Raw genomic sequence first — 25437 nt, 5'->3', positions numbered from 1 at the left:
GATGACCCGTGGGGTTTCGGCAACTCGCTGGAATGGGCAACGACGTCCCCGCCGCCGCGGCACAACTTCCTGTCGCTGCCGCGGATCCGTTCAGAGCGTCCGGCGTTCGAGTTGCACTACCCGCACATGCTCGAACGAATGGAACTCGAAGCACACGGCGGCTCCAAGAAACACCGCGCGCGGGCGGAAGCGATTATTGCCGAACGTAAGGCTATGGGGGAGAGCGCGGAAGAAGCCTCGATGCATTCGCTGGGGGAACACGATCCTCAGTCTCTGCACCACGGTTAGATTCCGGCGGAGAAGGGCAGCGCCGTTAGCTGCCACCGGCAGCGAGATAGGTGTCGAGCCGGCCTCGAACGTGGTTACGACCGCGTGCCAGCATTGAGGCTGCGGAATACTCGTCGAGTCCCAGGACGTACGCGGACTCGACGAGTGAATGACCCTGGATGTCCACGAGTTCAATCAGGGTGCCCAACGGGGCGGGAAGTTCGTCTAGCACCAATTCGAGCTCGCTGTACAGGTCGGTTAGTTCCTCATTCTGTTCGGGCGCCAAGATTTCGACGGCACCACGCCACTGATTGGGACTGTCGACCCATCCCTCGATCGGGTCGTCCTGTGGGTATAGGTCCGGGTAATACAACTCGGGCTCGTCGGCGTCACCGTCGAGCCCATCGAACCACGCGGATCGTTCCCGAATCGGCGCGCTGACGTCAGCCTCAGGAGTCGATAGCGCTGTGGTGCGCTGCTCGGCGTCGGTTAGCGAATGCAGTATGGCGGTCAATTCATCCAGGTTGCGAGATAGGCCGTCCTCGCGCTCACGCTCGAGCCCAACGATTAGCGCTTGCTGAGCGAGATCCTCCGCATGCTGCGGGTCGAGAAGCGCTGCGCGACTATGCAGCTTCCGAAATATGTCGCCATTCGAGGCGGCCGCTGGGGACTCCGAGATTCCCGCACGTGGCAGGCCGAGTGCTCGCCGAGGCGCGCCATCGGCGCCATGTTCCCATAGCCAGGAGAGTAACTCGCGCGTCATTGTCATCTGATCGTTGTATGTACGACAGTCAGCGCAACCTAACTGGTGTGCCGTGAGCGCGGGGCGATCTTCCTCAGGCGCCAACTGGAGGTCTGCGCCAAGTTTGACGAAGTCGCGACAGTGAACAGTCGTCATTTCTTACCCCTTCGTGATGGTCGTCGCGGTTTGATTCAGACAGTGAGAGAGTGTGCGCGAGAGCCGCAGTCGGCCCCGGTGGCGTAAGTGGCAAACGTCGGACCGGATCTTTCGTTTGACGTGATCGAACGCAGCCAATAAACTGGACGATATAGACCTGTTGTGGGTGGCGTGTAACGCTCGATGAGGAGCACCGAAAGTCCGAGAGAGAAGATTCAATGACCATTTCGCGAGGTTTCTCGCGGCGCGCTGAAACGCCCGCTGTCGATCTGCCACCTGGCCAGCACCTCACAACAGGGTTCCCGGTACTCACCGCTGGCGCGACCCAGAGCGTCTCGACGGAAAAATGGCGTTTCACCGTCACGGCCGAAACCGGACAGGCACTGCAGTGGACATGGCCACAGATGATGGATCTACCTGCTGAGACGATCGATGTTGACATTCATTGCGTAACGCAGTGGTCGAAGCTCGACACCTCGTGGCGCGGGGTCAGTCTGGACACCTTCTTCACCGACGTCGAGACCGGCTTCGACTACGTGATGGTGCATTCGTATGGCGGGTACAGCACGAACCTGCCGTTAGTAGACCTGCTCGATGGCAAGGCGTGGATCGCGTACGAGTACGACGGGGCGCCATTGAGCGCGGAGCACGGTGGGCCGGCGCGCTTGCTGGTTCCGCACCTCTACTTCTGGAAATCGGCAAAGTGGGTCACCGGTATCACGATGCAGCAGTTCGACGAACCTGGATTCTGGGAGGGCTTCGGGTATCACAACTACGGGGACCCATGGCGTGAAGAGCGGTACGCCGGTGACTGAGGACAACGATCAACGCGGCGGACCCACGAGAGGATCGACGAGGCTGTGGCGAAAGGGGACGCTGATAGGTCTGCACTCGCAATCTCAGCACTCGCGCACTCTTGATCTCAAGGTGCCGGGTTGGCCCGGCCATCGACCGGGTCAGCACATCGACGTGCGGCTCACCGCACCCGACGGCTATTCCGCGCAACGTAGCTACTCACTCGCGGCTCCTGTAGACGGCAACAGCGTCTCGATCACGGTCGATCTCGTACCGAGCGGTGAAGTATCGCCGTATCTGTATGCGGTGATGGAGATCTGCGACGAACTCGACATCCGCGGCCCCATTGGCGGTTGGTTCGTCTGGGAGCCTGGCGAACCAGAGATCGGTGACGGCCCCGTCATGCTGATCGCCGGCGGCTCCGGCGTCGTCCCGCTCGTCACTATGCTCCGTGCGTGGCGGCAGACGGGCGACCAGACGCCCGTCATCTTGGCGTACTCGCTGCGTGGACCGGACGACCTCATGTATGGACGAGAACTGAACGAACTGCGGGCAGTTGGCGTTGACATTCGCCTGATCTACACGCGGACCGTCCCCGACGCGCACCGGCGCGTAGCTGGGCGGCTCGGACTGGACGACATCGCTATTCCCGCGACCGGCCAACGGGCTGAGCGGGTATACGTGTGCGGCCCGGCGGGATTTGTCGACCATGCCACCGCCTTGCTGTGCGCGGCGGGCTACCCCGACGCTGCCATCCGCACTGAACGATTCGGACCTTCAGGAGCAGACTAATGACCTCTGAACGGAACGCCCACACCAGCGACCGAATGGAACTTGACGGCAATGCCGCTGCTGGAGATTTCAGCAATATATTCGCCAACGACGTCACCACCGTGACCATTCACTGCGACGGATGTGGCGCAGAACAATTGTTCGCGCAAGCGCGCGTTTACCTCGGCGGGCCTGGAACGGTTTTGCGCTGCCGCGGCTGTGACGCGATTCTGGCGCGGCTCGCCAGGACACCTCGCGGCACCTGGCTCGACCTGTCCGGCTCCCGCACCTGGATGTTCACAGCGCCTGTCTAGCTGCCGGTGCTCGACAGCTCCGAGAGTGCTGAAGATATCGCTCGGTGGAATGTTGGATACGCATAGATCATCGATTCCAGCGTCGCGATCGGCAATTGCGCATGCACGGCGAGTGTCAACATGCCCAGCACCTCACCGGCGAACGGACCGACCGCGGTCGCGCCGACGAGTATCTGTCGATCGGTGTCCGCGACGACCTTAACGAACCCGTTCTCGGCCCCCGGACCGTGGGTGAATCCACGCGAACCCAAGTTAGCCTTTCCCATGGCCACGGCGATCCCGGCGTCACGGGCGCTCTTCTCGGTGAGCCCCACACTGGCTACTTCCGGATCTGTGAACGTCACGTGCGGAACCGTCGGCGTCGCTGACCGCGGACCGTCTAGGTCGAGCAGTTGTCGCGCCACGATGTCCGAGTGATGCATCGAGGTGTGCGTGAAGGCGCCGCGGCCCGCGGCATCTCCGATGAGCCAGATCCGTTCCGCAATGCGTAGGTCATCACCGACGTCTATCGAGTCCGATGTCATCCCGAGAGTCGATAGACCGATGCCATCGAGGTTCGGGATGCGTCCGGCTGCCACTAACAGCCGTTCGGCGTGCAGCGGTACGTCCGCGTCGCGCAGGCTCAGCCAGAACGAACCGTCGTTATTGTCGACGCGAACGACCTGTCCTCCTGTGACCACGACAATCCCGTCTGCCTCCAGCGCTGATTGGAGTACGTCGGAGGCCTCCGGTTCATCGTGGCTGATCAGCCGCTCGCCAGCTTCCACTACCGTTACGCGGGTGGAGAACCGCGCAAACGCCTGCGCGAACTCCACGGCGGATGCGCCGCCGCCGATGATGATCAGGCTGTGCGGGGATTCGACGGCCTGCACGGCGTCACGATTTGTCCAGTACGGCGTTTGTGCGAGACCGTCGATAGGTGGAGCGGCGGGGCGAGTTCCCGGATTCAGCACGATGCCGCGGTCAGCGCGATACCGTTCTCGTTGCCCGTCCGGTCGTTCGATCTCTACCTCATCGGCGGCTGTGACTCGCCCGCGTCCGTGAATGACGCGCGCTCCGGCTTGCTCCAGTCGCTCTACAGCGACCTTGTCGGACCAGCGGTCGGTCGCTTCTTCTGCCACCCGAGTCGCGAGTCGCGACCAGTCCGCCGCGAGCTCGCCGGATGCCGATAGCTGGGACGCTCTGCGTGACTCGGCCAGTGTTTCGGCAGCTCGAAGCATCATTTTCGTGGGGATGCAGCCGTAGTAGGGGCATTCTCCGCCGACCAGATGCTCGTCGACCGCGACGACCGAAAGGCCAGCGGACGCGGCGCGTGACGCGAGTGTCTCACCGCCAGGGCCCAGGCCGATAACGACGAGGTCCACCGGTGTCGCGGTGGGGTGGGCATTCGAGGCAGTCATGGGTGATCCTATCCGTCGTCGGCGAGACGCACGCCGGTGAGCGGCCAACGGGCACTCGGTGGGTAGAAGTTGCGGTACGAGGAGCGCGCATGCCCGGTCGGCGTGAACGCACAGCCGCCGCGGAGCACCATTTGGTTCGACATGAACTTGCCGTTGTACTCGCCGATCGCGCCCGTCGCTGGCTGAAAGCCCGGGTACGGCAGGTACGCCGAGGACGTCCACTCCCAGCAGTCCCCGAACAACTGTCGCAAACTGCCATTCGCCGCTCCCGCTGCTCGGGCGTGCCACGTCTGGTCGTCGGCGAGGTTGGCCGCGACAACTTTCTCGAAGCGCGCTGCATGTTCCCATTCTGCTTCAGTGGGCAGCCGCTTGCTGGCCCACCGAGCGTATGCGTCGGCCTCGTAATGACTGATGTGGCACACCGGCAGGTTTTCATCGATCGGATGAGTGCCGGCGAGAGTGTGCTCCATCCACACCCCGTCCTGGAGGGCCCAGTAAAGCGGGGAATCCCACCCATCTGCGGCAATTCGAGACCACCCGTCCGAGAGCCACAGCTCGGACCGCGCATATCCGCCGTCTGCCATGAACTCAAGCCATTCACCATTGGTGATGAGCCGATCGGCGAGGCGGTATGGAGGTAGCCACGCTTGGTGGCGAGGGAGTTCGTTGTCGAAGCAGAACGGGCCATCGGAGGCGGATTCGTGACCAACCTCCACCAACCCGCCGTTGTATTCCTTCCAGCCCAGTCGGTCGGCATCGCCGCCGATCAACCCTCCGGCGTACGTCGGCTGCAGTGGATTCAGTGACAACGCGTGTTTGATATCCATCAACAGTAGCTCTTGATGCTGTTGCTCATGGTGGAATCCGAGCTCGATCGTGCCGGCGATCTTGGTCAACGTGTCCTCATCGACCCTCGTCAGCAACTCGCGCATCCGGGCATCGACGTTGTGTCGATACCCACCGACGTCGTGCGCACCCGGCCGGCTGATCACGCCACGCATAGCGCGAGCATAGCGCGGACCGACTGCTTCGTAATAGCTGTTGAACAAGAACCAATACGTATCCTGAAACGGCGTGAAACCGGCCTCGTTTGAGGCGAGCACGAAGGTCTCGAAGAACCAGGTTACGTGCGCGCGATGCCACTTCGTCGGTGATACGTCGGGCATCGACTGCACCGTTTGGTCCTCAGCGGACAGTGGAGCCGCCAGTTGTTCGGTATATCTGCGGACGTCGTCATAGCGCTCCAGTAGGTACACGCGGTCAGTCACGGTTTTCCTCCTGTTTCCCCGAGGGTGCGGGCACACGACGGCGTTCGAGGCCCGGGGAGGTTAGTGACCCGGTATGCGGGTCGCCTTACCGGCGAAGCGCCAAGTAAGACCCGTGGAGACCGGTGCCACCAATGTTGACACGAAGCCGAGGCGACAATGCGGCGTCGTCCCGACCGTCGTACGAAGGATCGCGTTCCGCCAATGATCGCAACCAGGATCGACATCGAACTCACCGAGCGGCAGCTCACCGAGTCGCTGGTGGCAGATGCCGCCCGTGGCCTGTTCGCTGCAAACAAGGTGCTGCCGCCAAAGTACTTCTACGATCGACGTGGAAGCGAGCTGTTCGAGCAGATCACCGAGCTGCCGGAGTACTACCCAACGCGGGTGGAACGGTCAATTCTGGACCGCTGCGCGCGCCACATAACGGCGACAGTGCCGCAGTGCACCTCGCTGATCGAACTCGGGTCGGGCTCATCCTCCAAGACGCCGCTTTTGCTTGACGCGATGTATGCGCAGAATCTCGACGTCGATTACGTGCCCATCGACGTGAGTCGTGATGCGCTGATCGGCGCTATCGATGTCCTGCGCGAGTTGTACCCGCGTCTGCCGATCCATGCCCTGCTACGCGACTTTGAAACTCCACTGAGCAAACTTCCGCGATATGGGCAGCGACTGGTCGCCTTACTCGGCGGGATGATCGGCAACTTCGATTACGTCCAGCGTACCCGGTTCCTGCGCAACCTCACTGATGTTCTTGAGCCCAGAGAGGCGCTGTTGCTCGGCGTCGACTTTGTGAAGTCGCCTGACCGGTTGATCGCGGCATACGACGACGCAGGCGGGGTGACCGCCGAGTTCAACCGCAATATGCTGAACGTACTGAATCGGCTGCTCAGCGCGGAGTTCGACAACGACCAGTTTGCGCATGTCGCGCAGTGGAACGCCGCGGAATCCAGGATCGAGATGAGCTTGCAGGCGCGGCGTTCCATGAGAGTTCCGTTGCGCGCGCTGGAAGCTGCCGTGACTCTGCGGTGCGGCGAGGCGATTCGTACCGAGATCTCGACGAAGTTTCGGCGCGCCGAGATCGAACGCGAATTCGCTGACGCGGGCTTGCGGACAGCCGGTTGGTGGAGTGGGGGCGAGAACGCGAGCGGTGCAGGTGACGACTACGGGCTAGTGCTCGGCGTACGGTGCTCCTGACTCACCTGGAGCCAGAGTCGAATGGCGTGGAGGAGGCGTGCGCAGTAACGAATATTGGCAGCCTTCGGAGGCCATATTGCGTACCGGTCCGTATGACGTGGGCTGCGATGCCACGATGGAGATGCCGGACGTCTACGCCGAGTTGGTTGTCACGGGCGCGGACGCAGCAGAGCATTTCCCGAAGTATGCACCTATTTAGCGGCGTGCGGGCCATGCGCGGAAGACATGGAAGGCCTGATCGCGGCCATCGACAGCGGTGCCACGTCACCACCCGACCCCTGACGGCCCACGCGATACGACGACGACCGTTGGCGAGACCCGTGTAACCTCTTACTAGGACTATTTCGTCCAGTTAACGTGGGTGCAGATTGCGCGCGAAGTGCGCATGGCCTCGACGAAAGAGGGTGACGTGAACGACGCCGCGATCGATCGCGAAAACCACCGCTGGGTCGAGGACTTGACAACGCCGGGAGCCCGCAAAGAAGTCGCGAGCAGGGACTTGTTCGCCGTGCTGCTGCGAGTCGCGAGGTCCGAGGCGCGTCGCCGCGCGCCGGTACTGCGATTGAGTGGGCCTGAACTCGATGACCTCGCTTGCCAGGCCGCAGCCGACGCGTTAGTGGCGATCACCGAACGCCTGGACCGCTTTCGCGGAGATGCTCGATTCACCACATGGGCATGCAAGTTCGTCATCTTTAACGTCGCCTCGAAGATGAATCGACACTATTGGTGGCGCCATGAGTCCCCGTACGAGCAGGAGGATTGGTCGCGAACTCCCGCTCGGTTCGACGCGGGTCCGGAGGATGAGGTGCAGGCTCGCGAGTTCGCGGAAGCGGTCGCCGCGGCGGTTGATCAGAGCCTGTCGGACCGGCAACGGCGCGTGTTCGTCGCGAATGTGCTCAACGGTATGCCTATCGACGCCCTTGCCGACGAACTCGGCTCGACGCATAACGCGTTATACAAGGTGCTTTTCGATGCGCGTAAGAAGTTGCGGGCCGCTCTGGTCGCCAGCGGACACCTGACTGAGTCGACGATCGCGTGACCGTCGACCCTTAATCGGCCCTGGATCGCGCTGCCTCAGCGGCCGCGCGGTCGCGATAACCAGGGTGGCGAGCGTCGCGAATATCGTTATAGTCCGGAGTGCGTTCGAGGAAGTCTACGACGAACGGACAGATCGGAGTGATAGTGCCGTTGCGGCGCTGGATTTCGTCCAAAACCCTCCGAATCATCGTGCCGCCGACCCCTCTGCCTTGGTATTCGGGGTACACCTCGGTGTGCTGCAGTGCGTAGCGGTTGGGTTTGAGCCGCGTGTAATGCAAGACGCCGAGGCGTAGGCCGGCGTGATGTAACTCGAAGCGGCTTGAGTCGGTGTTGTCCCGCAATCGCGCGTGCTCCACCGTACTTAGATCCTTACTCATGTCGTTACCTTCGATAAGCAGCCCATGGGGTTACCTGGCGGCGAGTTTCTCGATATGGCTGAGTGCCAGGTCCAGTGAGATCGCCATGGGCTCGACGTCTCGTTCGGTCTGAGCGAGCAGATAGCCGCCCTGCAGGGCTGCCATTAGGCCCGTGGCGAGTTGGTCGACCGCGACGTTCGGAAGCAGTTCGCCGGCTTCTTGCAAGGCCACCAGCGCCTCGTGGATCAGGGTTTGCCACTGCGTGAACAGGCGTAAGAGGGTCGCGTGCGCGAGTTCATCCCGGTCTGCTATCTCGGCGGCCAGCGATCCGAGCGCGCACCCATAGGCACCGTGCCGCAGGCCGTTGAGTTTCACGAGCCCGTCCGCCCAGTTGCGCAGGCCGCCGAGTGTCGTCACGTCGCCGATCGTTTCTCGTTCGCGAGTGATGATCCGGTCCCCGACGTGATCGATGACGGCGCGCACAAGCGTCGCTTTGTCGCTGAAATGCCGGTACAACTGAGACTTGCTTGCTCCGCTCGCGACCAGCACGTTATCGAGTGTGGTTGCCTCGACGCCCTGGATGTACATAAGATCTGCTGCCACCGCGACGATCCGGCCGCGGGTGCGCGCGCCTCGGGTAGTCAGTCGTTTGTCGTGAGTCGTGTCGTCCGTCGTCATGGCGTGCTCACGCTAGTCATCGTGACCGTCGCTCGACCGCGACTCGGGTGGGCGCCGGAAGCACGCGAACGCCAGGTCGAGGGCAGCATTCAGGGGATGCTCGTCTCGCGAGATGTGACTGAGTGCAGCGCCGCCGTGTAGTGCGGCCAGAACGAGTGTGGCCATTTGGTTGCTGTCGAGCGTGTCGCACCGAGGGTCGACGGGGTCGTGGCGGGTGCTGGCGAGTCGGTCGATCGTCTGCGTGATAAGGACGCGCCATTGCTCGATGAAGTCGACGCCGTCGAGACGTTTGTGTGATTCCCGGAGCGCTAGCGAGTGTGTTGAACTCGGGTCCAGTAACTCCCCGACGATCCGTTGCTGCCACGTGTGCAGTGTTGCCGGGCACTTCACCTCGGCCAAGGCCGAGCGCTCGATCGCCAGCACCTTCGCGAAGTACGTATCCATCGTCCCCCTCTGGCCATGCGCTCTTGTCGTCATTCTGTCATAAATGGACGATAAGGTCCCTATCTATGGGGTCACTATCAAGTGTGAGGAGTGTCGGGAGTGGGAATGTCGATATCGCTCTTTCGTAGCCGAAATACCTGTAGCCGCAAACCGTAGTACTTATCGGTTTCCCCGACCCAGTCCATCCCGATGCGGCGCGCGGCGTGCTCCGCGCGGAAGTTGCGGGGGCGAACAACAGCGAACAACTCGTCCTCGCCGTTCGCGAACGCGTAATGCGCCAACGCGTGCCCAGCCTCAGCCGCGAAGCCCATGCCCCATGCGTCCGGTGCTAGTTGGTAGCCGATCTCTAAGTCTTCGCCCACCGGCGGGAGCGGCAAGATCTGTCCTGATCCGATGATTTGGCCAGTGGTTCTCTCCTCGATCGCCCAACGTCCGACTGCGCGCCCGGGCGCGTTCGGTGGCGTGGTGTTCCACCGCGCGATAATCGCGCGCATTGATGCAATGTCGTGAATGTGTTCCATTGCGGGGGTTAGCCATCGGGAGACCTGGGTGCTGCCGTATATCTCGAAGGCCCCGCGCGCGTCGGACTCGCGCCATGGCCGCACGGTGAGGCGGGTTGTCTGGATCGACGTGCCGGTAATAGAGACGTGATGGGGCATCGGAAACTCCGGGGCTCGTGAAAGATCGCGGTGATGCGGTGACGCTACGGCAACAGAACGATAGCGTCCACATGGAAGTTTTCGGGTTGTGTGCCGAAAGAGTGGCGCGGTTGGTGGTACCAACCGATAGGACCGAAATCGACACTAGGAGGGGGCCATCGGTGAACGTGACTCGAGCCCAGGAACTACTCACTGCCGAGCACGCCCGGCTTAGCGCGCTACTGGCAGACGTGTGCGCAACCCGCGACGGTGATCTGGAGGCGGTCGCGCAAGCAAAGACGTCGGTATTCGACTCGGCGGGTGCACTCTCACATGAATTATTCGAAGATGTCGTCGCGGAGCAGGTGAGCGCAAAACTCGCGGCGGTCACGCGAGCCCAGGCGCGACTGCGTGCGGGCACGTATGGGTTTTCACTACGCAGCGGCCTGCGGATACCAGACGATCGACTGGAAGCCAACCCGGCCGCCGAATACCTGGTCGGCGAGATCGAATAATGCGATTACCGCGTCTATGGCGTCGCGGCGCCGCACGACGTCGGAGGGTTCGCTACGTGTGGCACGCTCTCCGGTGGTGCCGCGCACAGCGAAGACGCGCCCACCGCGATTGCGGTGAGCGCGCCCTCGGTCTAGGGGGCGCTAAGCAGTCGTGCGCCTTGGCAGTACCCAATCCGGTCGCGGGAAGTGGCAGGTATATCCATTCGGGAATGTCTGCAGGTAGTTCTGGTGCTCCGGCTCAGCCTGCCAGAACGCGCCCGCCGGCTCGATCGTCGTCACCGCATCTCCTGGCCACAAGCCGGATGCGTCGACATCCGCGATCGTCTCGACGGCTACCTTCTCCTGCTCGGCGTCAAGCGGGAAGATCGCCGAGCGGTAACTTGATCCGATGTCATTACCCTGTCGGTTCAGCGTCGACGGGTCGTGAATCTGGAAAAAGAACGCGAGGATGTCTCGGTAGGTAGTCTGCCCGGGATCGAAAAGAATCTCTACCGCCTCGGCGTGTCCTGGGTGATTGCGGTACGTTGCGTGGTCGTTGTCGCCTCCGGTGTAGCCCACACGGGTGGCCAGCACACCCGGCTGGCGACGGATAAGGTCCTCCATTCCCCAGAAGCATCCGCCCGCGAGTACGGCAGTATCTAGGCCGGGCTCGCGGGTGATCTGGCCGGTGTCGGTGAAGCCGTTGGTCATGATGTGGTCTCCTTGTTGTTGTTCTCCCCGTCCTCGAAAAGGTGGCGGTATTCGCCGTACCCCTCGCTCTCGAGGTCGCCCGCTGGGATGAAACGCAGCGCCGCAGAGTTCATGCAATACCGCTGCCCGCCCGCCGCGGTCGGACCGTCGTTGAATAGGTGGCCGAGGTGACTGTCCGCGCCGGTCGAACGGACCTCGGTGCGCACCATTGCCAGCGACCCGTCGGGCCTCGTGTGCACCGACTCGGCGTCGATCGGCTTGGTGAAGCTTGGCCAACCAGTCCCGCTGTCGTATTTGTCAGTCGACGAGAACAACGGCTGCCCAGATACCACGTCGACGTAGATTCCGTGCTCGTGATGATCCCAGTACTCGTTTCGGAATGCCGGCTCAGTGCCATCGGACTGAGTAACTCGGAATTGGTCTGCGGTGAGGCCCTCAAGCGCCTCGGCGGTCTTGGCGTAGTCGCGTGACACGATTCGTCTTCCTCTCTGACCTCGCTGGTTGCGACGTCGCACGAATAACACGGCGCCGCCGTAGATGATTCCCCAAATATGGACTAAATCGTTCAGTTTGTCGAGATGTGTGCTCGGGCTCCTACGCGTGCACGGTCCGTTTTCGAATCACAGTTCGTCCCCAAGCGAATGTACGACCGCGAATTGGCCTACGAGCCGGATCTCGAGCGGCATCAGGCGCCGGCGTGCTCATTGGTCAGCGGGGCGCTCGCCGCCTCGATACTGAGTTCGGGGCCGGCGATGAGTGCATCCCACAGTGCGTGCGGTACCTCGACGGCGTCCGTCGATTCGTAGCCCAGACGTTTCAGCGCGGCGTCGTCGGCGATCGGCGCGAGTTCCCCGCTCGAGATCAGCAACCAATAGCCGCCACCTTCTCGAAGAGCCAGCACACCGGCGCCCGGCTGCATGACGATTCGCGTGTCGCCGTTATGAGGCGCGAGTGACGCAGAACCGGACGCCAGCGCGGATGCTGATGGTTGGGCGTACCGCGCCGCCGGATCGGATTGCGCGCACACGACCGCCGGCGATGTGATCCACCGGGTGACGGTCAGCGGGCGATCCGCCGTTGGGATGAGCGCCAGGACGTTCGAGGCAATCGGCGCTGGTGGTGGCGGCGGACCGAGACCCGCTGCGGCAATCCCCGAGTCGTCTGGCGACTGTGGCAGCGGCGTCCGCACGCCATCGGTAACGATCCACTCCCGTGATCCGTCGGTGAACAGGATGCCGTCGCCGGTCGGCGGAGCGAGGTACGACGCCGCATCCCAGATCAAGGTCTGAGTTCCGTCGCGGCCGCTGCACAACTGCCATCGACCCGGCAACAGCGCGCCCGGATCAGGCAGTGTTGTCAGCGCGCCGGGGATCCCTAGCGGTACGCCGATCGGCAGCGCGTCGACGTCTTGGGTGCCCGCCCGCACCAGGCGATCGCTCAGCAGTCGCGCCGAGGTCAGATTCGCGCTCGGGTGGGCGATCTGATCGTCGATAACGAAGATCTGTCCGTCCTCGGTGAGCACGCGTGAGTGATCCTCGAGAGCGACGGGAGAGTCCTTTCCAGACGTAGCGCGGGCGAGATAAGAACAGGCGATGAGCAGCGTGGCGAGCACCATCGCGATACCTAGCCCGCGGATTTCGCCGTGCGTCGAGATCGAACGACGCAGCCGCCGTTGGGCATACCGCGCGCTCTCCCAGTCATCGGTCGCGCGCGTCATGGCAGTGGCAGCAGACCCGACGCGAGCAATAAACCGGCAGGAGTGAGGACTGTTGCGATGCGTAACGCTTGCTCGCGCAGAACCCGGGTGAATGGCCGGGACACGTTCGGCGCCAATGCCCAACCAGACATCATCGTGCCCAGTGACGTGGCGATCGCCGGAATCACGACCCCTTCCGAGTCGAAGACGACCGCGAGGCCAGTAGCCGTCGCGATGGCGACCGCGGCGAGCATTGGCAGCGCGAGGATCGGATCGTTGCCGGTTGAACGCAAACACGCCCACACCAGCATCAGCCAGCCTGTGATGACGGCCGCCGGATCGACGTGCATCGTCAGCGCCACGGCCATAGCCAGCACGACGACCGCCAGTACGCGCCCGCCCCACCCCGTTAGCGTGTGCGCGGCCACCACGCGGTCACGCACTCGCCCGTCCGTCGGATCGTTCGCGGCGCTCAACCCGCGCATCCGCAGGACCAGCCGGGGTAGCAGCGCCCAGCCGACGACCGCGGCGAGGCAGCCCACGGCAAGCACCGGCTGTGACGCCTGCGCATCCCCGATAGCGATAAGCAGTGCGACGGCGCAGGTCAGCGCGACACCGCGGCGATCCAGCGGCGATCCGGGACGTGGATCTGCCTGCACAACGTCGGCGACGTCGTCCGTTGCGATCAGGGTGGTAGCCGGGTTGCTGACGAGCACGATCGCTCCGGCAGCGATGCCGTTCTCGTGTAGCGAGAGCGACAGGTCCAACTTCCGACCGGAAACCGTGTGTAACTCCGTCACCGGTAGCCCAGAAATCTCGCTGAGATCATCGCTGAGTACGGCGAGCGGCAGGTGTTTCGGGAGCACCAGATCGTTGGACTGTTCAGCACCGACGACGGTGAGCGGAATGGTCACAGGTCCCTCCTGTGGACAACTCGATTCGGCTAGGAAATGTGTCGTAACTTCGCACGAACGCTAATCCCGACTCGTCGATGAGAGGAGCCCGAAGATGAGGGCTGGGGAAAACCTCGTCGCTGTGGACAACCGGTTCCTCAACTTGCCTGAAGTCCCGGATTTGCCCTCGCGCGGTAGCAATCCATGGTGGATGTCCGCGCTGCCAGCGGTGGGAAGTCTCGGCGCGGTCGGCTTTCTGGCGCTCGCCCCGCGTTCGCCGTTCATTTACATCGCCGGCGGACTTATCGTTGCAGTCTCGATCGCCATGGTGGCAGGAAACTATGCACGCAACCGTCGCGACAAACGCGAGGGGAAAGCTGTCATCCGTGACCGGTTTCTTGCCGAGCTGAACCACACCCGAGCCGCTATGCGCGCCGACGATGCGCTGCTCCGCGCGTCGAAGGCGACGGCAACCATCAGCGGATCAACCTTGCACGTACCAATGGCCACCGACACTCTCGATCGCGACGAGTCGACGATCTTGACCGGTGAGCGCCCTGACCCGTTCTGTCACCTCCGATTAGAGCAGTTTGTCGCCCGCACCAGAGCAGTCCGCGATATCCCGGTGCGGTACCCATTGGCAGCGGCGACTGTCATCTCCGGGGCAGCGCAGGACACGCGGGGATTCGCCCGGCAGGTCGCGCGCCGGCTCGTACTCGATTTCGAGCCGCATGAGGTGCGGATCGCCGTTCTCACCGCACACCCGCATCGATGGACGCAACTGCGCTGGGCGCCACAGCACCGACATCCGGTGCTTGTCGATGACGTCGGCGCTGCCCGATTGGTCGCTGATTCGTCGGCCGCGATGGCTGATCTGCTCACCTCGATCGAGGAGCCGGTACTACTGATTGCCGACACACCTTCGCTGCTGAGCGACGCGCTGATACGCCAGGCGAGATGGTGCCTCATACTCCAACCAGCCGGACATGAGGCGGACGTCGCGATCGAAGCTCGGTCACTGCGACACCGAGACATGCCGCGTGCCTTACCGTCGATACCCTGCAGCGCCGCCGAACTGGAGGCAGCGTGTCGGTCAGCGGCTGCCCGAGAACATCCGGCTCGCGCGATGCACAGTGACACCTCGGATGAGGTGCTAAGACCATTGCTGGGGTGGGGGCCGGATGGCCCGGTTCACCTAGATATTCGAGAAAGCAGTACCGGTGGAAGTGGACCACACGGCATGCTGATTGGCGTCACGGGCTCGGGGAAGTCGGAAGTGCTGCGGACGATCGTCGCTGGCCTCCTCACCGTCCATACCCCCGGCGAACTCGCCCTGCTGTTGATTGACTTCAAGGGCGGCGCCACCTTCGAGCCGTTCACCGACCTCTCGCAAACCGCGGGCGTCGTCACGAACCTCGAAGACGATCCGGCTCTCGTCGACCGCGTCCTGATGGCGTTGTCTGCCGAACTGCGTCGCCGGCAACGACTCTTGCGCACAGCCGGGGTCGCCGGCATCGACGACCTTCCAGCGGCGATGTCCACTCCGCGTCTATTGGTGGTCGTCGACGAATTCAGTGAGCTCCTGGCCGCGCACGCCGACGCGATCGACGTCCTCGTGCAGATCGGACGCCTCGGACGGTCGCTCGGCGTCCACCTGCTGATCGCGTCGCAACGCTTGGACGAAGGGCGACTGAAAGGGCTAGAGGCGCACCTCACCTACCGCATAGCGTTACGCACGCAGAGTGTCGCCGAGTCACGCAGCATCCTGGGCACAGCCGACGCAGCAACCCTGCCCAACACGCCTGGCCACGGATTCCTTCGATGCGGTTCGGCCGACCCGACCGCGTTCAAAGCACGCTACACAGGCGATCCGCACGTAACGCCGACCCGCGCACACCGCGATACTCAGCTGCAGCCCAAGCCGCTGACGTACCGCAACGGTCGATTGTGCGCGGCCGCTCACACAGCTTCGGGACCAACCATCTTGCAGCACGTCATCGCGACCGCGGCTGCGACGCCCGGCGTACGGCTGCCGATCTGGGCTCCGCCGCCGCATTTACCGCACCATCGCGATCTGTACCCGGACTTGCAGGTGCGGGCGGATCGCGGATTCGGGACAGTAAGAGATCCGGCGATGTGCGCGGCGATCGGCACTGTCGATCGACCCGACCTCCAGCGGACAGAAATCGGCACCGTGAACCTGAGCAGCGGGCACCTCGCGATTGTGGGGACGACGAGATCGGGCTCGACCACGCTCGCGCAGGCGGCCTTGTTATCGCTCGCGTTGCGGCATACACCTGACGAGTTGAACCTCTACCTGATCGAGGCCGCCCCGGCAGCTTTCGCGAACCTGAAAGCGCTCCCACATGTCGCGGAGTGCAGCAGTGATACGCAACGCGCCGCAGCAGTGATACGCCGCATCGAAGCGATCGTGAGCCAACGGGAGCAGGGCGCACACAGCACTGCGGCCGTCCTACTCGCGATCGACGGGTACGCGCGATTCCGTGATCGGCACGATGCTCTCGAAGCGATCGTGCTCGATATCGCGCGACGCGGGCTCTCTGTTGGCGTGTATCTCGTCGTTACCACGCACCGATGGCTGGACCTACCGGCGAGGCTGCGTGAGCTGTTCGGAAATCGGATCGAAATGCGGTTGGGTGATCCGATCGAGTCCGAGATCGATCGGCGCAGCGCCGCGCTCGTACCGCGCGGCCAACCAGGGCGTGGATTGACGCAGGACGGACACGCGCTGTACGGCGCCGGGGGAGACCCGACGCAGATCGTCGATCAGATCGTGCGACATTGGCGTGGATCCCGCGCTCGCGGACTGCCACAACTCCCTACTGTGCTCACCACCGGCAACCTCAGTACCGACGTCACTGACCGTGGGTTGTGCGTGGCAGTTGACCGGTCGTCAGCGCGGCCGATCCTGTTGTCGGAGTCCGCGCCGTACACGCTCATCATCGGTGATGGCGGTTCCGGTCGCACGTCAATACTGCGTTCACTGGGGCGGCAGCACTGTCGTCGTGGCGCGAAAGTGCTGGTGATCGATCCACGGCGGCGCCTCTTGGATGCCTTCGAACCGCAGTACCAGCTCGGGTACGCCGCCACGCCGTCCGCCGCAGCCGAACTTATCGACGGCCTGGTTACCGGTCTTGAGCGCAGAATGCCGCCGGCGGACATCACCGCGGACGCACTGCGCGAACAGACCTGGTGGAGCGGTCCGCAACTGCATCTCTTAGTCGACGATTACGACCTGGCGACGATGGTGGGTACGAACCTCGCACCACTGCGTCGGTTCCTGCCGTACGCCGCCGACATTGGCCTGCGAGTGACTGTTGCCCGCCGCGCGTCCGGAGCCGTCGCCGGGATGCACGATGAGGTGCTGTCGGTGCTACGGGACCTAGGTGCCTGCGGCCTGCTACTGAGTCGGGCCAACGACGAGGGCCCGCTGCTCGGAGCGCGACCGGGGCCCGCCGGGTGGGGGACGGGGGTGTTTGTCGGGCAGGGACGCGGCACCGTCGACATCCAAGCAATCGTCGAAACGGTCTAGTACGACTCGGACGCGGTGGCCGGACCCGCCGTCGCTACGCTATCTGCCCATGGGACGAAGCCATGAGCAACAACTGACCATTCCGGCACCACCAGAAGCAGTTGCGCAACGTGCGCGTGAGGTGATCTCGCGGATGCCTAAGGTAACCGGAGTCATCATGACGCCGCCGACTGTCCAGGCCAAGGTGGGCATGGGCGCGCTGAGCTGGGGCGAGAAGATCACCGTGACTCTGCATCCAATCGACGGCGGCACCGGTGTACACATCCGCAGCCAGTGTGCGTTCCCGCTACAACTGGTCGACTACGGCAAGAACAAGAAGAACGTCGAGTCGATCGCGGCCGGTCTCGCGCCGTAACCACACGGCGCACGATGCGGGATATCGCTGATAGATGCGCCGGAACGCCAGTGTGTGAAACGATTGCTGATGCAGTTATCGCTGCCAAGCACAACGTGCCGTGCCGTGATGGTGTGGCCGGATCGAAGGATGACAGATGCCTGTAGTCGTTGGATTCATTCCTACTAACGAGGGTCGCGCCGCCCTCGACCGCGCCATCGAGGAGGCCAAGCTCCGCAACGAGAAGTTGATCGTCGTCGGGTCCAGCAAGGGCGGCGACGAGTTCCTGAAGATGGGGATGAACTTCGACGAGGAACTGCGCAAGGTCACCGATCGGGTCGAGGCCGCCGGAGTCGAGCACGAAGTGCATGGGTATGTCCGCGGTAACGACCCGGCCGAAGACCTCGTCGAGGTCGCCGAGCGGACCGGCGCCAAACTCATCGTGATCGGCCTGCGCCGGCGCTCGCCGGTCGGCAAGTTGATCATGGGCTCGGTCGCCCAGCGGATCCTGCTCGACGCGAGTTGCGATGTGCTCGCCGTGAAGCCGGATCAGCCGACCAAGCGCTAACCAATTGCCTGCAGCGAACGCCGCCGACCAGTGTCCTGGTCGGCGGCGTTCGTCATTTATGAACGGCTCCGCAACTGACATCGCCGCTAGGATCGTCCCGCGTGTGTCGGAGCGTACTCACTGATACTGGCGCCCTGCGTCATCTGCGCGCGCGTAGGACGACCGGTGGCCCGTCGCCTACGGTGACTACGCGATGCGCTCAGCGGGAGGTGGCTACTTCCAGGCGAAGACGGGTTGCTCGAAGTGCCCGACGCGCGTCTGGCGTCCCCGCAGCACCACCTCGCGGAACTGATACATCACCGCAGCCGTGGGGGCATGAATCTTGCGACCCAGCAGCGGCATCTGAATGACCGGGCGGTCCGACTCGGGGATGGTGAGAAGATTCGGCTCCACGTCCAGCTCGTCGAACGGAATGTGGAACAGGTGCACGACCTCATCGGCGTTCACCCGATACTTCGGGTCCTTACCGGCCCACACCACGAAGGGCGACATGACATACCCCGAACGCGTCTCGTAGTCATCCAGACGACCCAGGATCGCGGCATCGTCCGCGAAGAAACCGACCTCTTCGGCTAGCTCACGCAGCGCGGCCTCACGGTGGGTTTCACCCGCGTCCACTCGCCCGCCAGGCAACGCCCACTGACCGGAGTGCGCCCGCAGCGTTGGCTGACGTTTGGTGATCCAGATGCCCTGCGCACCCTCCTCCTCAGCGACCGCGATCACCACGGCAGCTTTGCGGTGGCTATGGTCGGCAAGAATTCGCGGCTCCAGCGCCGCGAGCCGCTCGGTGACGTCCTCGCGGCTCAGCCGGATGCTCATGCGATCCCTTTCGCCCGCAGCCGCGGAAGTACCTCTTCGCCGTACAGCTTCAGAAAACGAGGCTGGTCGGGCCCGGGCGCGTGGAAGACGAGGTGGTTGAATCCCCAGTCGGCGTACTGCGAGATCTTCTCGACGTGCTCATCGGCGTCCGTGGAGACAATCCACCGCGATTTGGTGCGTTCCACCGGCAGGGCATCGGCGAGACGCTCCATTTCGATCGGGTCCTCGACGCCGGTCTTCTCATCACTCGAGAGCGCCAGCGCACCCCAGTAGTGGGTGTCGTTCAGCGCGCGCTCGCCGTCGTGGTCGAACGAAACCTTCATTTCCATCAGCAGATCGAGGTCACCGACCGTGCGGCCGACCTTCTGCGCACCCTCATTCAGCGCCGGAAGCAACGTATCGGTGTAGAGCGTCTGCGGCTTTCCGGAGGTGGTGATGAACCCGTCGCCGACACGTCCGGCGAGTCGCGTCGCCGCGGGTCCGGACGCCGCGATGTAGACCGGGACCTTCTCGTCGGGTCGGTCATAGATAGTCGCATTCGTCGTCGTGTAGAACTTGCCGTCGAAATTGACTCGATCCTCGGACCACAACTGGTCGATCAATGTCAGGGCTTCCTTGAGCCGGGCGAAACGCTCCTTACCGTCCGGCCACTCGAGCCCGAGCGGCGCTTCGTTGAGCGATTCGCCCGATCCGACACCCAGCACGACGCGACCGGGGAACATGCACCCAAGGGTCGCGAAGGCCTGTGCGATCACAGCCGGGTGATAGCGGAACGTGGGCGTCAGTACCGACGTACCGATCACGATCCGTTCGGTGCGTGCGCCCAGGGCACCCAACCACGGCAGCGCAGCGGGAGAGTGTCCTCCGGTATGCCGCCACGGCTGCAGATGATCGGAGATGAATACTGAATCAAATCCGGCCTGTTCGGCCTCCACACCGAACGCGAGCAGTTCCGCTGGTGCGAATTGCTCAGCCGATGCTTTGTATCCGAGCCGTAGTGGGTGCCTGCCCATAGCGGGTGATCCTCTCTGTCGAGGACGCCGCGGTGGACTAGATCACGCCGTGCGCGATCATCGCATCCGCGACGTCGATGAACCCGGCGATGTTGGCGCCGAGTACGTAGTTTCCAGGATCACCGTAGTCCTCCGCCGTCGTGGCACACGCCTCGTGTATGTCCACCATGATTTCCTCGAGCCGACGTTCGGTCTGCTCGAAGGTCCAGTTATCACGCGCGGCGTTCTGCTGCATCTCCAACGCGGACGTCGCCACGCCGCCGGCATTTGCCGCTTTGCCCGGCCCAAACGCGACCTTTGCCTCGGTCAGGATCGTCGTGGCCTCGGGGGTGCACGGCATATTCGCGCCCTCCGCGACGACGACACAGCCGTTCTTGGCCAGCGTTGCGGCATGCTGGGCGTGAAGTTCGTTCTGCGTCGCACTTGGTAGCGCGACAGTGACGGGCACATCCCAGAGCGAGCCTTCGGTGGAGTAGTGCGCCGAGGAACGTGCGTCGACATACTCGCTGATCCGGCCCCGCCGGACCTCTTTGATTTCACGGACGAGATCCAGGTCGATACCGGCTTCGTCGACGATGTAACCGCCCGAGTCCGACATAGCGACTACCTTCGCGCCAAGCTCCTGTGCCTTCTGCACGGCGTAGATCGCGACGTTGCCGGAGCCGGAGACCGACACCCGGGCGCCGTCGAAGGACTGGCCGATCTTGGTGAGCATCTCGCGTGCGAAGAATACGGTGCCGTAGCCAGTGGCTTCGGTCCGCACCAACGAACCGCCCCAGCCGAGGCCCTTGCCCGTCAGTACGCCGGACTCGTAGCGATTGGTGATTCGCTTGTACTGACCGAACAGGTAGCCGATCTCGCGGCCGCCGACGCCGATATCGCCGGCCGGTACGTCGGTGTACTCACCCATGTGGCGGTACAGCTCGGTCATGAAGGACTGGCAGAAGCGCATGACCTCGGCGTCCGAACGTCCCTTGGGGTCGAAGTCGGAGCCGCCCTTACCGCCGCCGATCGGCATGCCGGTCAGCGCGTTCTTGAAGATCTGCTCGAAACCGAGAAACTTGATGATGCCCAGGTACACCGACGGGTGGAACCGCAGACCACCCTTGTATGGGCCGAGCGCGGAGTTGAACTCGACGCGGAACGCTCGGTTGATCTCGATCTCGTTCTTGTCGTTCATCCACGGCACGCGGAAGATGATCTGGCGCTCGGGCTCGCAGATGCGCTCCAGCACTCGCTGATCGGCGTAGTGCGGGTGGCGTTCGAAAACGGGTGTGAGGGTGCTAACGACCTCGTGAACCGCTTGATGGAACTCCGGCTCTCCCGGGTTACGGTCGATCACCGTCTGGTAGATCTTCCCGAGGTCCTCACCCATATCAGCCATCGTTCCTACCTTCTTTGTCATCTTTGGCCTCGCTGATCCTATGCTGCGAGGCATGGTGCTCACCCATGCTGTGATCAGTTCGCCCGTGGGGGATCTGACAGTTGTGCGCTCCGCAGTTGGCGTGTGCGGGTTGTACATGCAGGCCACCAAGCGGCCCCTGACGCCCGAACGCCTCGGCGAGCGGGATTCCGCAGCAGCCGACGGTGTGGCCGACCAACTTGCCGAGTACTTCAACGGCGAACGACGCGAGTTCGATGTCCCCTTGGATCTCACGGGGACGCCATTCCAGCGCCGCGTGTGGGGCGCGCTCCTGCGCATCCCGTATGCAGACCGGGTGTCCTACCGCCAGATAGCCGTGGAACTGGGCATCCCGAACGCGGTTCGCGCCCTCGGAGCTGCGAACGGCAGCAACCCAGTCAGCATTATTGTGCCCTGCCACCGGGTGGTGGCCAGCAATGGTGCCCTGACAGGATACGCGGGCGGTATGGAGCGCAAGAAGTTCCTCCTGGATATGGAGGCACGCGTCGCCGGTACCTGACTTTAGTTTCGGGTCCGCAACGCGGCAGCAGTTCGCTCGAAGATCTTCGTGCACTCCCACCGGATGTCCTCGCGATCGGCCGGTACGAACCCCGCGCGGACGCGCCGATCAAGGAAGTCGTCTACGTGCAGTGCCCCCTCGGCGAGTACGGCGTACGCTACCTCGACTCCGAGGATCGGCGAGCGGGCCGAGACTGGCTCCAGCAGCGAAGGATCGTCCTCAGCGAGGGCGGCAACGGCCAGCGCCTCGGTGCCATAACGGCGTACGAGCCGCGCCGGAGCATCGATACGACGCAGGACGCCGGGCTCGGCGGCACCGGTCAACGGCAGTGACTTGGTCACGCACTCATCTTTGCGACCAAGCCGCCGCACGGCTGCGTCAACGGTCTCTTCGGCCATCTGGCGGTAGGTGGTGAGTTTGCCGCCAGTAATCGTCAGTGGCTGACCGGGTCGATCGATCAGGACGTGCCGACGTGACAGGTCTGATGTCGCGTCGGCACCCACGTCCGATACCAGCGGGCGCAGGCCTGAGAAAGTACCGACGATGTCGGCCTCGGTGAGATCACTCGCCAGCGCGGAATTGAGGGTGTCGAGGATAAACGCGATATCTCCGTCACCGATTCCGGGCGCATATGGGTCGGCATCCGGGGTCGCGTCGTCGGTAATGCCGAGGTAGCAGACACCATCCGGATGCGGGATCGCAAATACGTAGCGGCTGAGCGTGCCTTCGACGGGTACGGCGAGTATCGCGCGGGGGTCGCCGAGGTCGGCGCTGCGCACAACGAGGTGGGTGCCGCGACTGGGGCTGGTGCGGATCCCTTCGGCGATGTCGCCGGCCCACACACCCGTCGCGTTGACGACGACGTCGGCGTAGGCGATGTACTTATCGCCGGTGAGCGAATCGGTGAGCGTCGCCGAGCGAGCATTCACATCGGTAGCTTCACAGCGGGTGATCACTCGAGCGCCGTGCGCCGCAGCGGTGCGCGCCAGGGCGGTGACCAGGCGGGCGTCGTCCTCGATCTGGCAGTCCCAGTAGGTCAGCCCGCCGCGCAGTTCGCGCTTGTCGATGGCCGGCGTGAGCAACGCAACCTCCTGTGCGCTGATCCGACTGGGCCCCGGCAGCAGGCTTGAGGAGGTGCGCGCGGTACGGCGCAGCAGGTCGCCCATTCGCATACCGCCGTACACCATGGCGGCGTCCTTGCGGCTGAGGTGACGGTTCTGCGGAATCAGGGTTTGTACCGGGCGTACGAGGTGCGGTGCGATCGAGGTGAGCAAGTGATGACGCTCGATCGCGGACTCGCGGGCCACGCCGATCTGCGCTTGCGCGAGGTAACGCAGTCCGCCGTGTGCGAGTTTGGACGAGAACCCACTCGTGCCGCTGGCTAGGTCGCGGCGCTCGACCAACGCCACCCGAAGCCCGCGAGAGGCGGCATCCAGCGCGACCCCGACACCGGTGATGCCGCCACCGATGACCAGTACGTCCAGCGGGCTACGTTCGGAGTCGGTGAACTCGCGCAGCGCAGCAGCGCGGGTGCGTGAATTGATCCAGCTCGAGGGCTGGCGGGTGGGCGACTGCTGGCCAACGGCGGGGTGGTTCTCGCTCACGTCGTACTCCGGCTCCAGGCGGGGAAGGCTCTGAATGATCAAGGTACGCGTTCGTGGACGTACAAGCCTGTTCCCGCGCCCGACGGCGCGCTTAAGGCCCGCCGCGCGTTGTCTCGGAGCGGGTCAGCGGCCCTTGGCGCGGAAGGCGCGGTTCTGGTGACGACGCGCGAAAGCAATCGCGCTCTCCGAGCAGCCCGCCTTGACTTGCAGCCTGCCCGCTACTGACCGATGAAGTTCGCGGTCCGTCGTTCGGCGGTTGCGGCGATACCTTCCTTGAAGTCCGCCGTAGCGCGCAATCGGGTCTGCTCCTCGAGTTCATGGTCGGTCATCACCCGCACCCGCTCGGCGAGGTCGCCGCGTAGGGTGGCGCGAGAGGCGACGACTGCCAGCGGGGCAGCGGACGCGATCTGGCGCGCCTTATCCCATGCCGCTTGGCGGACGTCGGCGTCCGCGACCAGTTCGTCACACAGCCCCATGGCCTGGGCCTCGTCGCCCTTGACGCGGCGACCGGTGAGGATCATGTCCAGAGCGGCTTGCTGGCCGATCAACGCCGGAAGGGTGACGCTGAGCCCGAAGCCGGGGTGGAAGCCGAGTTGGGTGAAGTTCGCCGCGAACCGCGACTCTGCCGAAGCCACCCGGAAATCGGCCGACACAGCGAGCCCCAAGCCGCCGCCGATCGCCGAGCCGCGTACGGCCGCGACCACTGGGGTCTTCGCGGCGAACAACCGCACCGCTTCGCGGTACAGCACCCCGCCGCCGGTGGCCTGCTCGTTACCGGACGGCGCGAAGTTGGCGCCGGCGCAGAAGTGTTTCCCTTCCGAGCACAGCACGATCGCGCGAGCGTCCGGGTCGGCATCGATCTGCTCGTACGCGTTGGCGATATCGGCGATGAGTTCAAAGTCGAAGAAGTTGTTCGGCGGGCGGTGGATCTCAACGACAGCAACGAAGTCGTTGATGTCGACGGTGATATCGCTCATGGTTGGATTGCTCCGATCGAGGAGAGTACGGCGGCGTTGAAGGCCTCGGGTTGGTCGATATTCGCGGCATGCCCGGCGTCGGGGATAACAATCTTTTCAGCGCCCGGGATGTGTGACTGCATGTAGTCGGAGCCGGCGAGGTAGTTGGTGTCGTTGGCGCCCACGATGACCGTGGTCGGCACGGCGATGGTGGGCAGCGAGTTAATCACGCGGGCATCGCGCTGTTTGAGCACCCCCTCGGCGACCAGGGCGAGCGCGGACGGATTGTTGTGGTGCGCGGCGGTCACTTCCGGGGAGGTGCCGCCGGTCGAACCTGCCGCGACGACCTTCGCCGCCAGCTGTTCGCACACCTTGTTCCACGCTTCACGGGCGTTATCGCTCTTGTAGCCGGGACCGGTGTCCTGCAAAATCATCGCGGCGACTCGCTGCGGATGCGCGAGGTGGTACGCCAGTGTGATGTAGCCGCCGAGTGACATGCCAAGCAGGATCGCCTTATCGACTCCCAATACGTCAATGAGAACGTCGACGTCCGCGACGCTGGCGGCCTCGCTGTACTGCGACGGATCCTCGGGTGCGCCGCTTTGCCCGTGGCCGCGTTGGTCATATACAAGCACCGGGCGCCCTGCCGCCAAAGCGTCGATGTTCGGTGCCCACATCGACGACGTGGCTGAGTACCCGTGGGTCATCAGCAGCGGGATCCCCGAGGCATTCGGGTTGTGAATCTCGTAGGCAATCGTCGTACCGTCCGCGCTGCTGACCACATCCATGCTGTCTCCTCGTCGCGATTTC

At 63.7% G+C, this 25437-nt stretch carries 28 protein-coding genes and 1 pseudogene; 12 read left to right on the top strand and 17 right to left on the bottom strand.

Annotation, left to right across the window (positions count from 1 at the left end; translation table 11 throughout):
- Positions 1-288 (top strand): annotated as a pseudogene (locus E1H16_RS18580) (hypothetical protein); the annotation flags it as partial.
- A gap of 25 nt (positions 289-313) precedes the next feature.
- Here E1H16_RS18580 and E1H16_RS06760 read toward each other — a convergent pair.
- Positions 314-1036 (bottom strand): RNA polymerase sigma factor, encoded by a 723-nt coding sequence (locus tag E1H16_RS06760; RefSeq protein WP_134322906.1) that lies wholly within the window; start codon positions 1034-1036, stop codon positions 314-316.
- Positions 1037-1383: 347 nt separating this feature from the next.
- Between E1H16_RS06760 and E1H16_RS06755 the strand changes: the two genes are divergently transcribed.
- Genes E1H16_RS06755 through E1H16_RS06745 form a run of 3 tightly spaced genes read left to right on the top strand, consistent with a single transcriptional unit; the run spans position 1384 to position 3045 of the window.
- On the top strand, positions 1384-1980 hold the full coding sequence (locus E1H16_RS06755; RefSeq protein ID WP_134322905.1) for a molybdopterin-dependent oxidoreductase: 597 nt from the start codon (positions 1384-1386) through the stop codon (positions 1978-1980).
- Complete coding sequence (locus E1H16_RS06750; protein ID WP_341765376.1) at positions 1955-2752, top strand: FAD-binding oxidoreductase; 798 nt, start codon at positions 1955-1957, stop codon at positions 2750-2752. The genes E1H16_RS06755 and E1H16_RS06750 overlap by 26 nt, the downstream gene beginning before the upstream one ends.
- Positions 2752-3045: a DUF6510 family protein gene (locus tag E1H16_RS06745; RefSeq protein WP_208378886.1), complete on the top strand. Its 294-nt coding sequence runs from the start codon at positions 2752-2754 to the stop codon at positions 3043-3045. The genes E1H16_RS06750 and E1H16_RS06745 overlap by 1 nt, the downstream gene beginning before the upstream one ends.
- Here E1H16_RS06745 and E1H16_RS06740 read toward each other — a convergent pair.
- Entirely contained in the window at positions 3042-4445 is a 1404-nt protein-coding gene (locus E1H16_RS06740) for a dihydrolipoyl dehydrogenase family protein (RefSeq protein WP_134322904.1), read from the bottom strand. The two genes, E1H16_RS06745 and E1H16_RS06740, sit on opposite strands and share 4 nt — an antisense overlap.
- Before the next feature lie 8 nt (positions 4446-4453).
- Positions 4454-5713 carry an ergothioneine biosynthesis protein EgtB gene (egtB, locus tag E1H16_RS06735; protein WP_134322903.1) on the bottom strand — a complete coding sequence of 420 codons (1260 nt, stop codon included), beginning with the start codon at positions 5711-5713 and terminating at the stop codon, positions 4454-4456.
- Positions 5714-5914: 201 nt separating this feature from the next.
- Here egtB and egtD point away from each other — a divergent pair, with 201 nt between their 5' ends.
- The 3 genes from egtD (at position 5915) to E1H16_RS06720 (ending at position 7949) form a co-directional block, all read left to right on the top strand.
- A complete protein-coding gene (egtD, locus tag E1H16_RS06730) occupies positions 5915-6910 on the top strand; it encodes an L-histidine N(alpha)-methyltransferase (protein ID WP_166741648.1) in 996 nt (331 codons plus the stop codon).
- A gap of 37 nt (positions 6911-6947) precedes the next feature.
- Complete coding sequence (locus E1H16_RS18575) at positions 6948-7109, top strand: hypothetical protein (RefSeq protein ID WP_208378885.1); 162 nt, start codon at positions 6948-6950, stop codon at positions 7107-7109.
- Positions 7110-7295: 186 nt separating this feature from the next.
- Positions 7296-7949, top strand: a complete 654-nt coding sequence (locus E1H16_RS06720; RefSeq protein ID WP_134322901.1) for a sigma-70 family RNA polymerase sigma factor — start codon at positions 7296-7298, stop codon at positions 7947-7949.
- Between the two features lie 10 nt (positions 7950-7959).
- Here the strand turns inward: E1H16_RS06720 and E1H16_RS06715 are convergent, their stop codons facing one another.
- The 4 genes from E1H16_RS06715 to E1H16_RS06700 all read right to left on the bottom strand — a co-directional run bounded on the left by E1H16_RS06715 (position 7960) and on the right by E1H16_RS06700 (position 10085).
- Complete coding sequence (locus tag E1H16_RS06715; protein WP_134322900.1) at positions 7960-8325, bottom strand: GNAT family N-acetyltransferase; 366 nt, start codon at positions 8323-8325, stop codon at positions 7960-7962.
- A 30-nt stretch (positions 8326-8355) separates the two neighbouring features.
- Positions 8356-8982 carry a TetR/AcrR family transcriptional regulator gene (locus tag E1H16_RS06710; RefSeq protein WP_134322899.1) on the bottom strand — a complete coding sequence of 209 codons (627 nt, stop codon included), beginning with the start codon at positions 8980-8982 and terminating at the stop codon, positions 8356-8358.
- 12 nt (positions 8983-8994) lie between these two features.
- A complete protein-coding gene (locus E1H16_RS06705; RefSeq protein WP_134322898.1) occupies positions 8995-9426 on the bottom strand; it encodes a hypothetical protein in 432 nt (143 codons plus the stop codon).
- A gap of 77 nt (positions 9427-9503) precedes the next feature.
- The gene (locus tag E1H16_RS06700) at positions 9504-10085 is read right to left on the bottom strand and encodes a GNAT family N-acetyltransferase (protein ID WP_134322897.1); all 582 of its coding nucleotides are present in this window, start codon (positions 10083-10085) and stop codon (positions 9504-9506) included.
- A 161-nt stretch (positions 10086-10246) separates the two neighbouring features.
- Here E1H16_RS06700 and E1H16_RS06695 point away from each other — a divergent pair, with 161 nt between their 5' ends.
- Positions 10247-10579 (top strand): TraR/DksA C4-type zinc finger protein, encoded by a 333-nt coding sequence (locus E1H16_RS06695; RefSeq protein ID WP_134322896.1) that lies wholly within the window; start codon positions 10247-10249, stop codon positions 10577-10579.
- 141 nt (positions 10580-10720) lie between these two features.
- On the opposite strand, the gene msrA is transcribed toward E1H16_RS06695, so the two are convergent.
- The 4 genes from msrA to E1H16_RS06675 form a co-directional block, all read right to left on the bottom strand.
- Positions 10721-11269 (bottom strand): peptide-methionine (S)-S-oxide reductase MsrA, encoded by a 549-nt coding sequence (msrA, locus tag E1H16_RS06690; protein ID WP_134322895.1) that lies wholly within the window; start codon positions 11267-11269, stop codon positions 10721-10723.
- Positions 11266-11742, bottom strand: a complete 477-nt coding sequence (gene msrB / locus E1H16_RS06685) for a peptide-methionine (R)-S-oxide reductase MsrB (RefSeq protein ID WP_134322894.1) — start codon at positions 11740-11742, stop codon at positions 11266-11268. Before msrB ends, msrA begins: the two co-directional genes overlap by 4 nt.
- Before the next feature lie 212 nt (positions 11743-11954).
- A complete protein-coding gene (locus E1H16_RS06680) occupies positions 11955-12986 on the bottom strand; it encodes a type VII secretion protein EccB (RefSeq protein WP_134322893.1) in 1032 nt (343 codons plus the stop codon).
- On the bottom strand, positions 12983-13879 hold the full coding sequence (locus E1H16_RS06675) for an EsaB/YukD family protein (RefSeq protein ID WP_134322892.1): 897 nt from the start codon (positions 13877-13879) through the stop codon (positions 12983-12985). The genes E1H16_RS06680 and E1H16_RS06675 overlap by 4 nt, the downstream gene beginning before the upstream one ends.
- A gap of 94 nt (positions 13880-13973) precedes the next feature.
- Here E1H16_RS06675 and eccCb point away from each other — a divergent pair, with 94 nt between their 5' ends.
- From eccCb to E1H16_RS06660, 3 genes are all read left to right on the top strand, one after another.
- Positions 13974-17411, top strand: a complete 3438-nt coding sequence (gene eccCb / locus E1H16_RS06670; RefSeq protein WP_134322891.1) for a type VII secretion protein EccCb — start codon at positions 13974-13976, stop codon at positions 17409-17411.
- Between the two features lie 49 nt (positions 17412-17460).
- Entirely contained in the window at positions 17461-17766 is a 306-nt protein-coding gene (locus E1H16_RS06665; protein ID WP_134322890.1) for a DUF1499 domain-containing protein, read from the top strand.
- Positions 17767-17902: 136 nt separating this feature from the next.
- Positions 17903-18313 carry a universal stress protein gene (locus tag E1H16_RS06660; RefSeq protein WP_134322889.1) on the top strand — a complete coding sequence of 137 codons (411 nt, stop codon included), beginning with the start codon at positions 17903-17905 and terminating at the stop codon, positions 18311-18313.
- Positions 18314-18526: 213 nt separating this feature from the next.
- Here the strand turns inward: E1H16_RS06660 and E1H16_RS06655 are convergent, their stop codons facing one another.
- From E1H16_RS06655 to gdhA, 3 genes are read right to left on the bottom strand one after another with little or no spacing between them, the layout of a single operon-like run.
- The gene (locus E1H16_RS06655; protein ID WP_134322888.1) at positions 18527-19132 is read right to left on the bottom strand and encodes an NUDIX hydrolase; all 606 of its coding nucleotides are present in this window, start codon (positions 19130-19132) and stop codon (positions 18527-18529) included.
- Positions 19129-20145: a glucose-6-phosphate dehydrogenase (coenzyme-F420) gene (fgd, locus tag E1H16_RS06650; RefSeq protein ID WP_134322887.1), complete on the bottom strand. Its 1017-nt coding sequence runs from the start codon at positions 20143-20145 to the stop codon at positions 19129-19131. The genes E1H16_RS06655 and fgd overlap by 4 nt, the downstream gene beginning before the upstream one ends.
- Before the next feature lie 37 nt (positions 20146-20182).
- Entirely contained in the window at positions 20183-21550 is a 1368-nt protein-coding gene (gdhA, locus tag E1H16_RS06645; RefSeq protein WP_243837719.1) for an NADP-specific glutamate dehydrogenase, read from the bottom strand.
- A 31-nt stretch (positions 21551-21581) separates the two neighbouring features.
- Here gdhA and E1H16_RS06640 point away from each other — a divergent pair, with 31 nt between their 5' ends.
- Positions 21582-22067, top strand: coding sequence for a methylated-DNA--[protein]-cysteine S-methyltransferase (locus tag E1H16_RS06640; RefSeq protein ID WP_134322886.1), 486 nt, complete (start codon positions 21582-21584; stop codon positions 22065-22067).
- 2 nt (positions 22068-22069) lie between these two features.
- Here the strand turns inward: E1H16_RS06640 and E1H16_RS06635 are convergent, their stop codons facing one another.
- The 3 genes from E1H16_RS06635 to E1H16_RS06625 all read right to left on the bottom strand — a co-directional run bounded on the left by E1H16_RS06635 (position 22070) and on the right by E1H16_RS06625 (position 25415).
- Entirely contained in the window at positions 22070-23671 is a 1602-nt protein-coding gene (locus tag E1H16_RS06635; RefSeq protein WP_134322885.1) for a glycerol-3-phosphate dehydrogenase/oxidase, read from the bottom strand.
- A 218-nt stretch (positions 23672-23889) separates the two neighbouring features.
- Positions 23890-24648, bottom strand: a complete 759-nt coding sequence (locus tag E1H16_RS06630) for an enoyl-CoA hydratase/isomerase family protein (RefSeq protein ID WP_134322884.1) — start codon at positions 24646-24648, stop codon at positions 23890-23892.
- A complete protein-coding gene (locus tag E1H16_RS06625; RefSeq protein WP_134322883.1) occupies positions 24645-25415 on the bottom strand; it encodes an alpha/beta fold hydrolase in 771 nt (256 codons plus the stop codon). The genes E1H16_RS06630 and E1H16_RS06625 overlap by 4 nt, the downstream gene beginning before the upstream one ends.
- Positions 25416-25437: the final 22 nt, after the last annotated feature.

The sequence above is a fragment of the Cumulibacter soli genome (assembly GCF_004382795.1).
Classification (GTDB): domain Bacteria; phylum Actinomycetota; class Actinomycetes; order Mycobacteriales; family Antricoccaceae; genus Cumulibacter; species Cumulibacter soli.
This window is presented reverse-complemented; position numbering and strand designations above follow the sequence as displayed.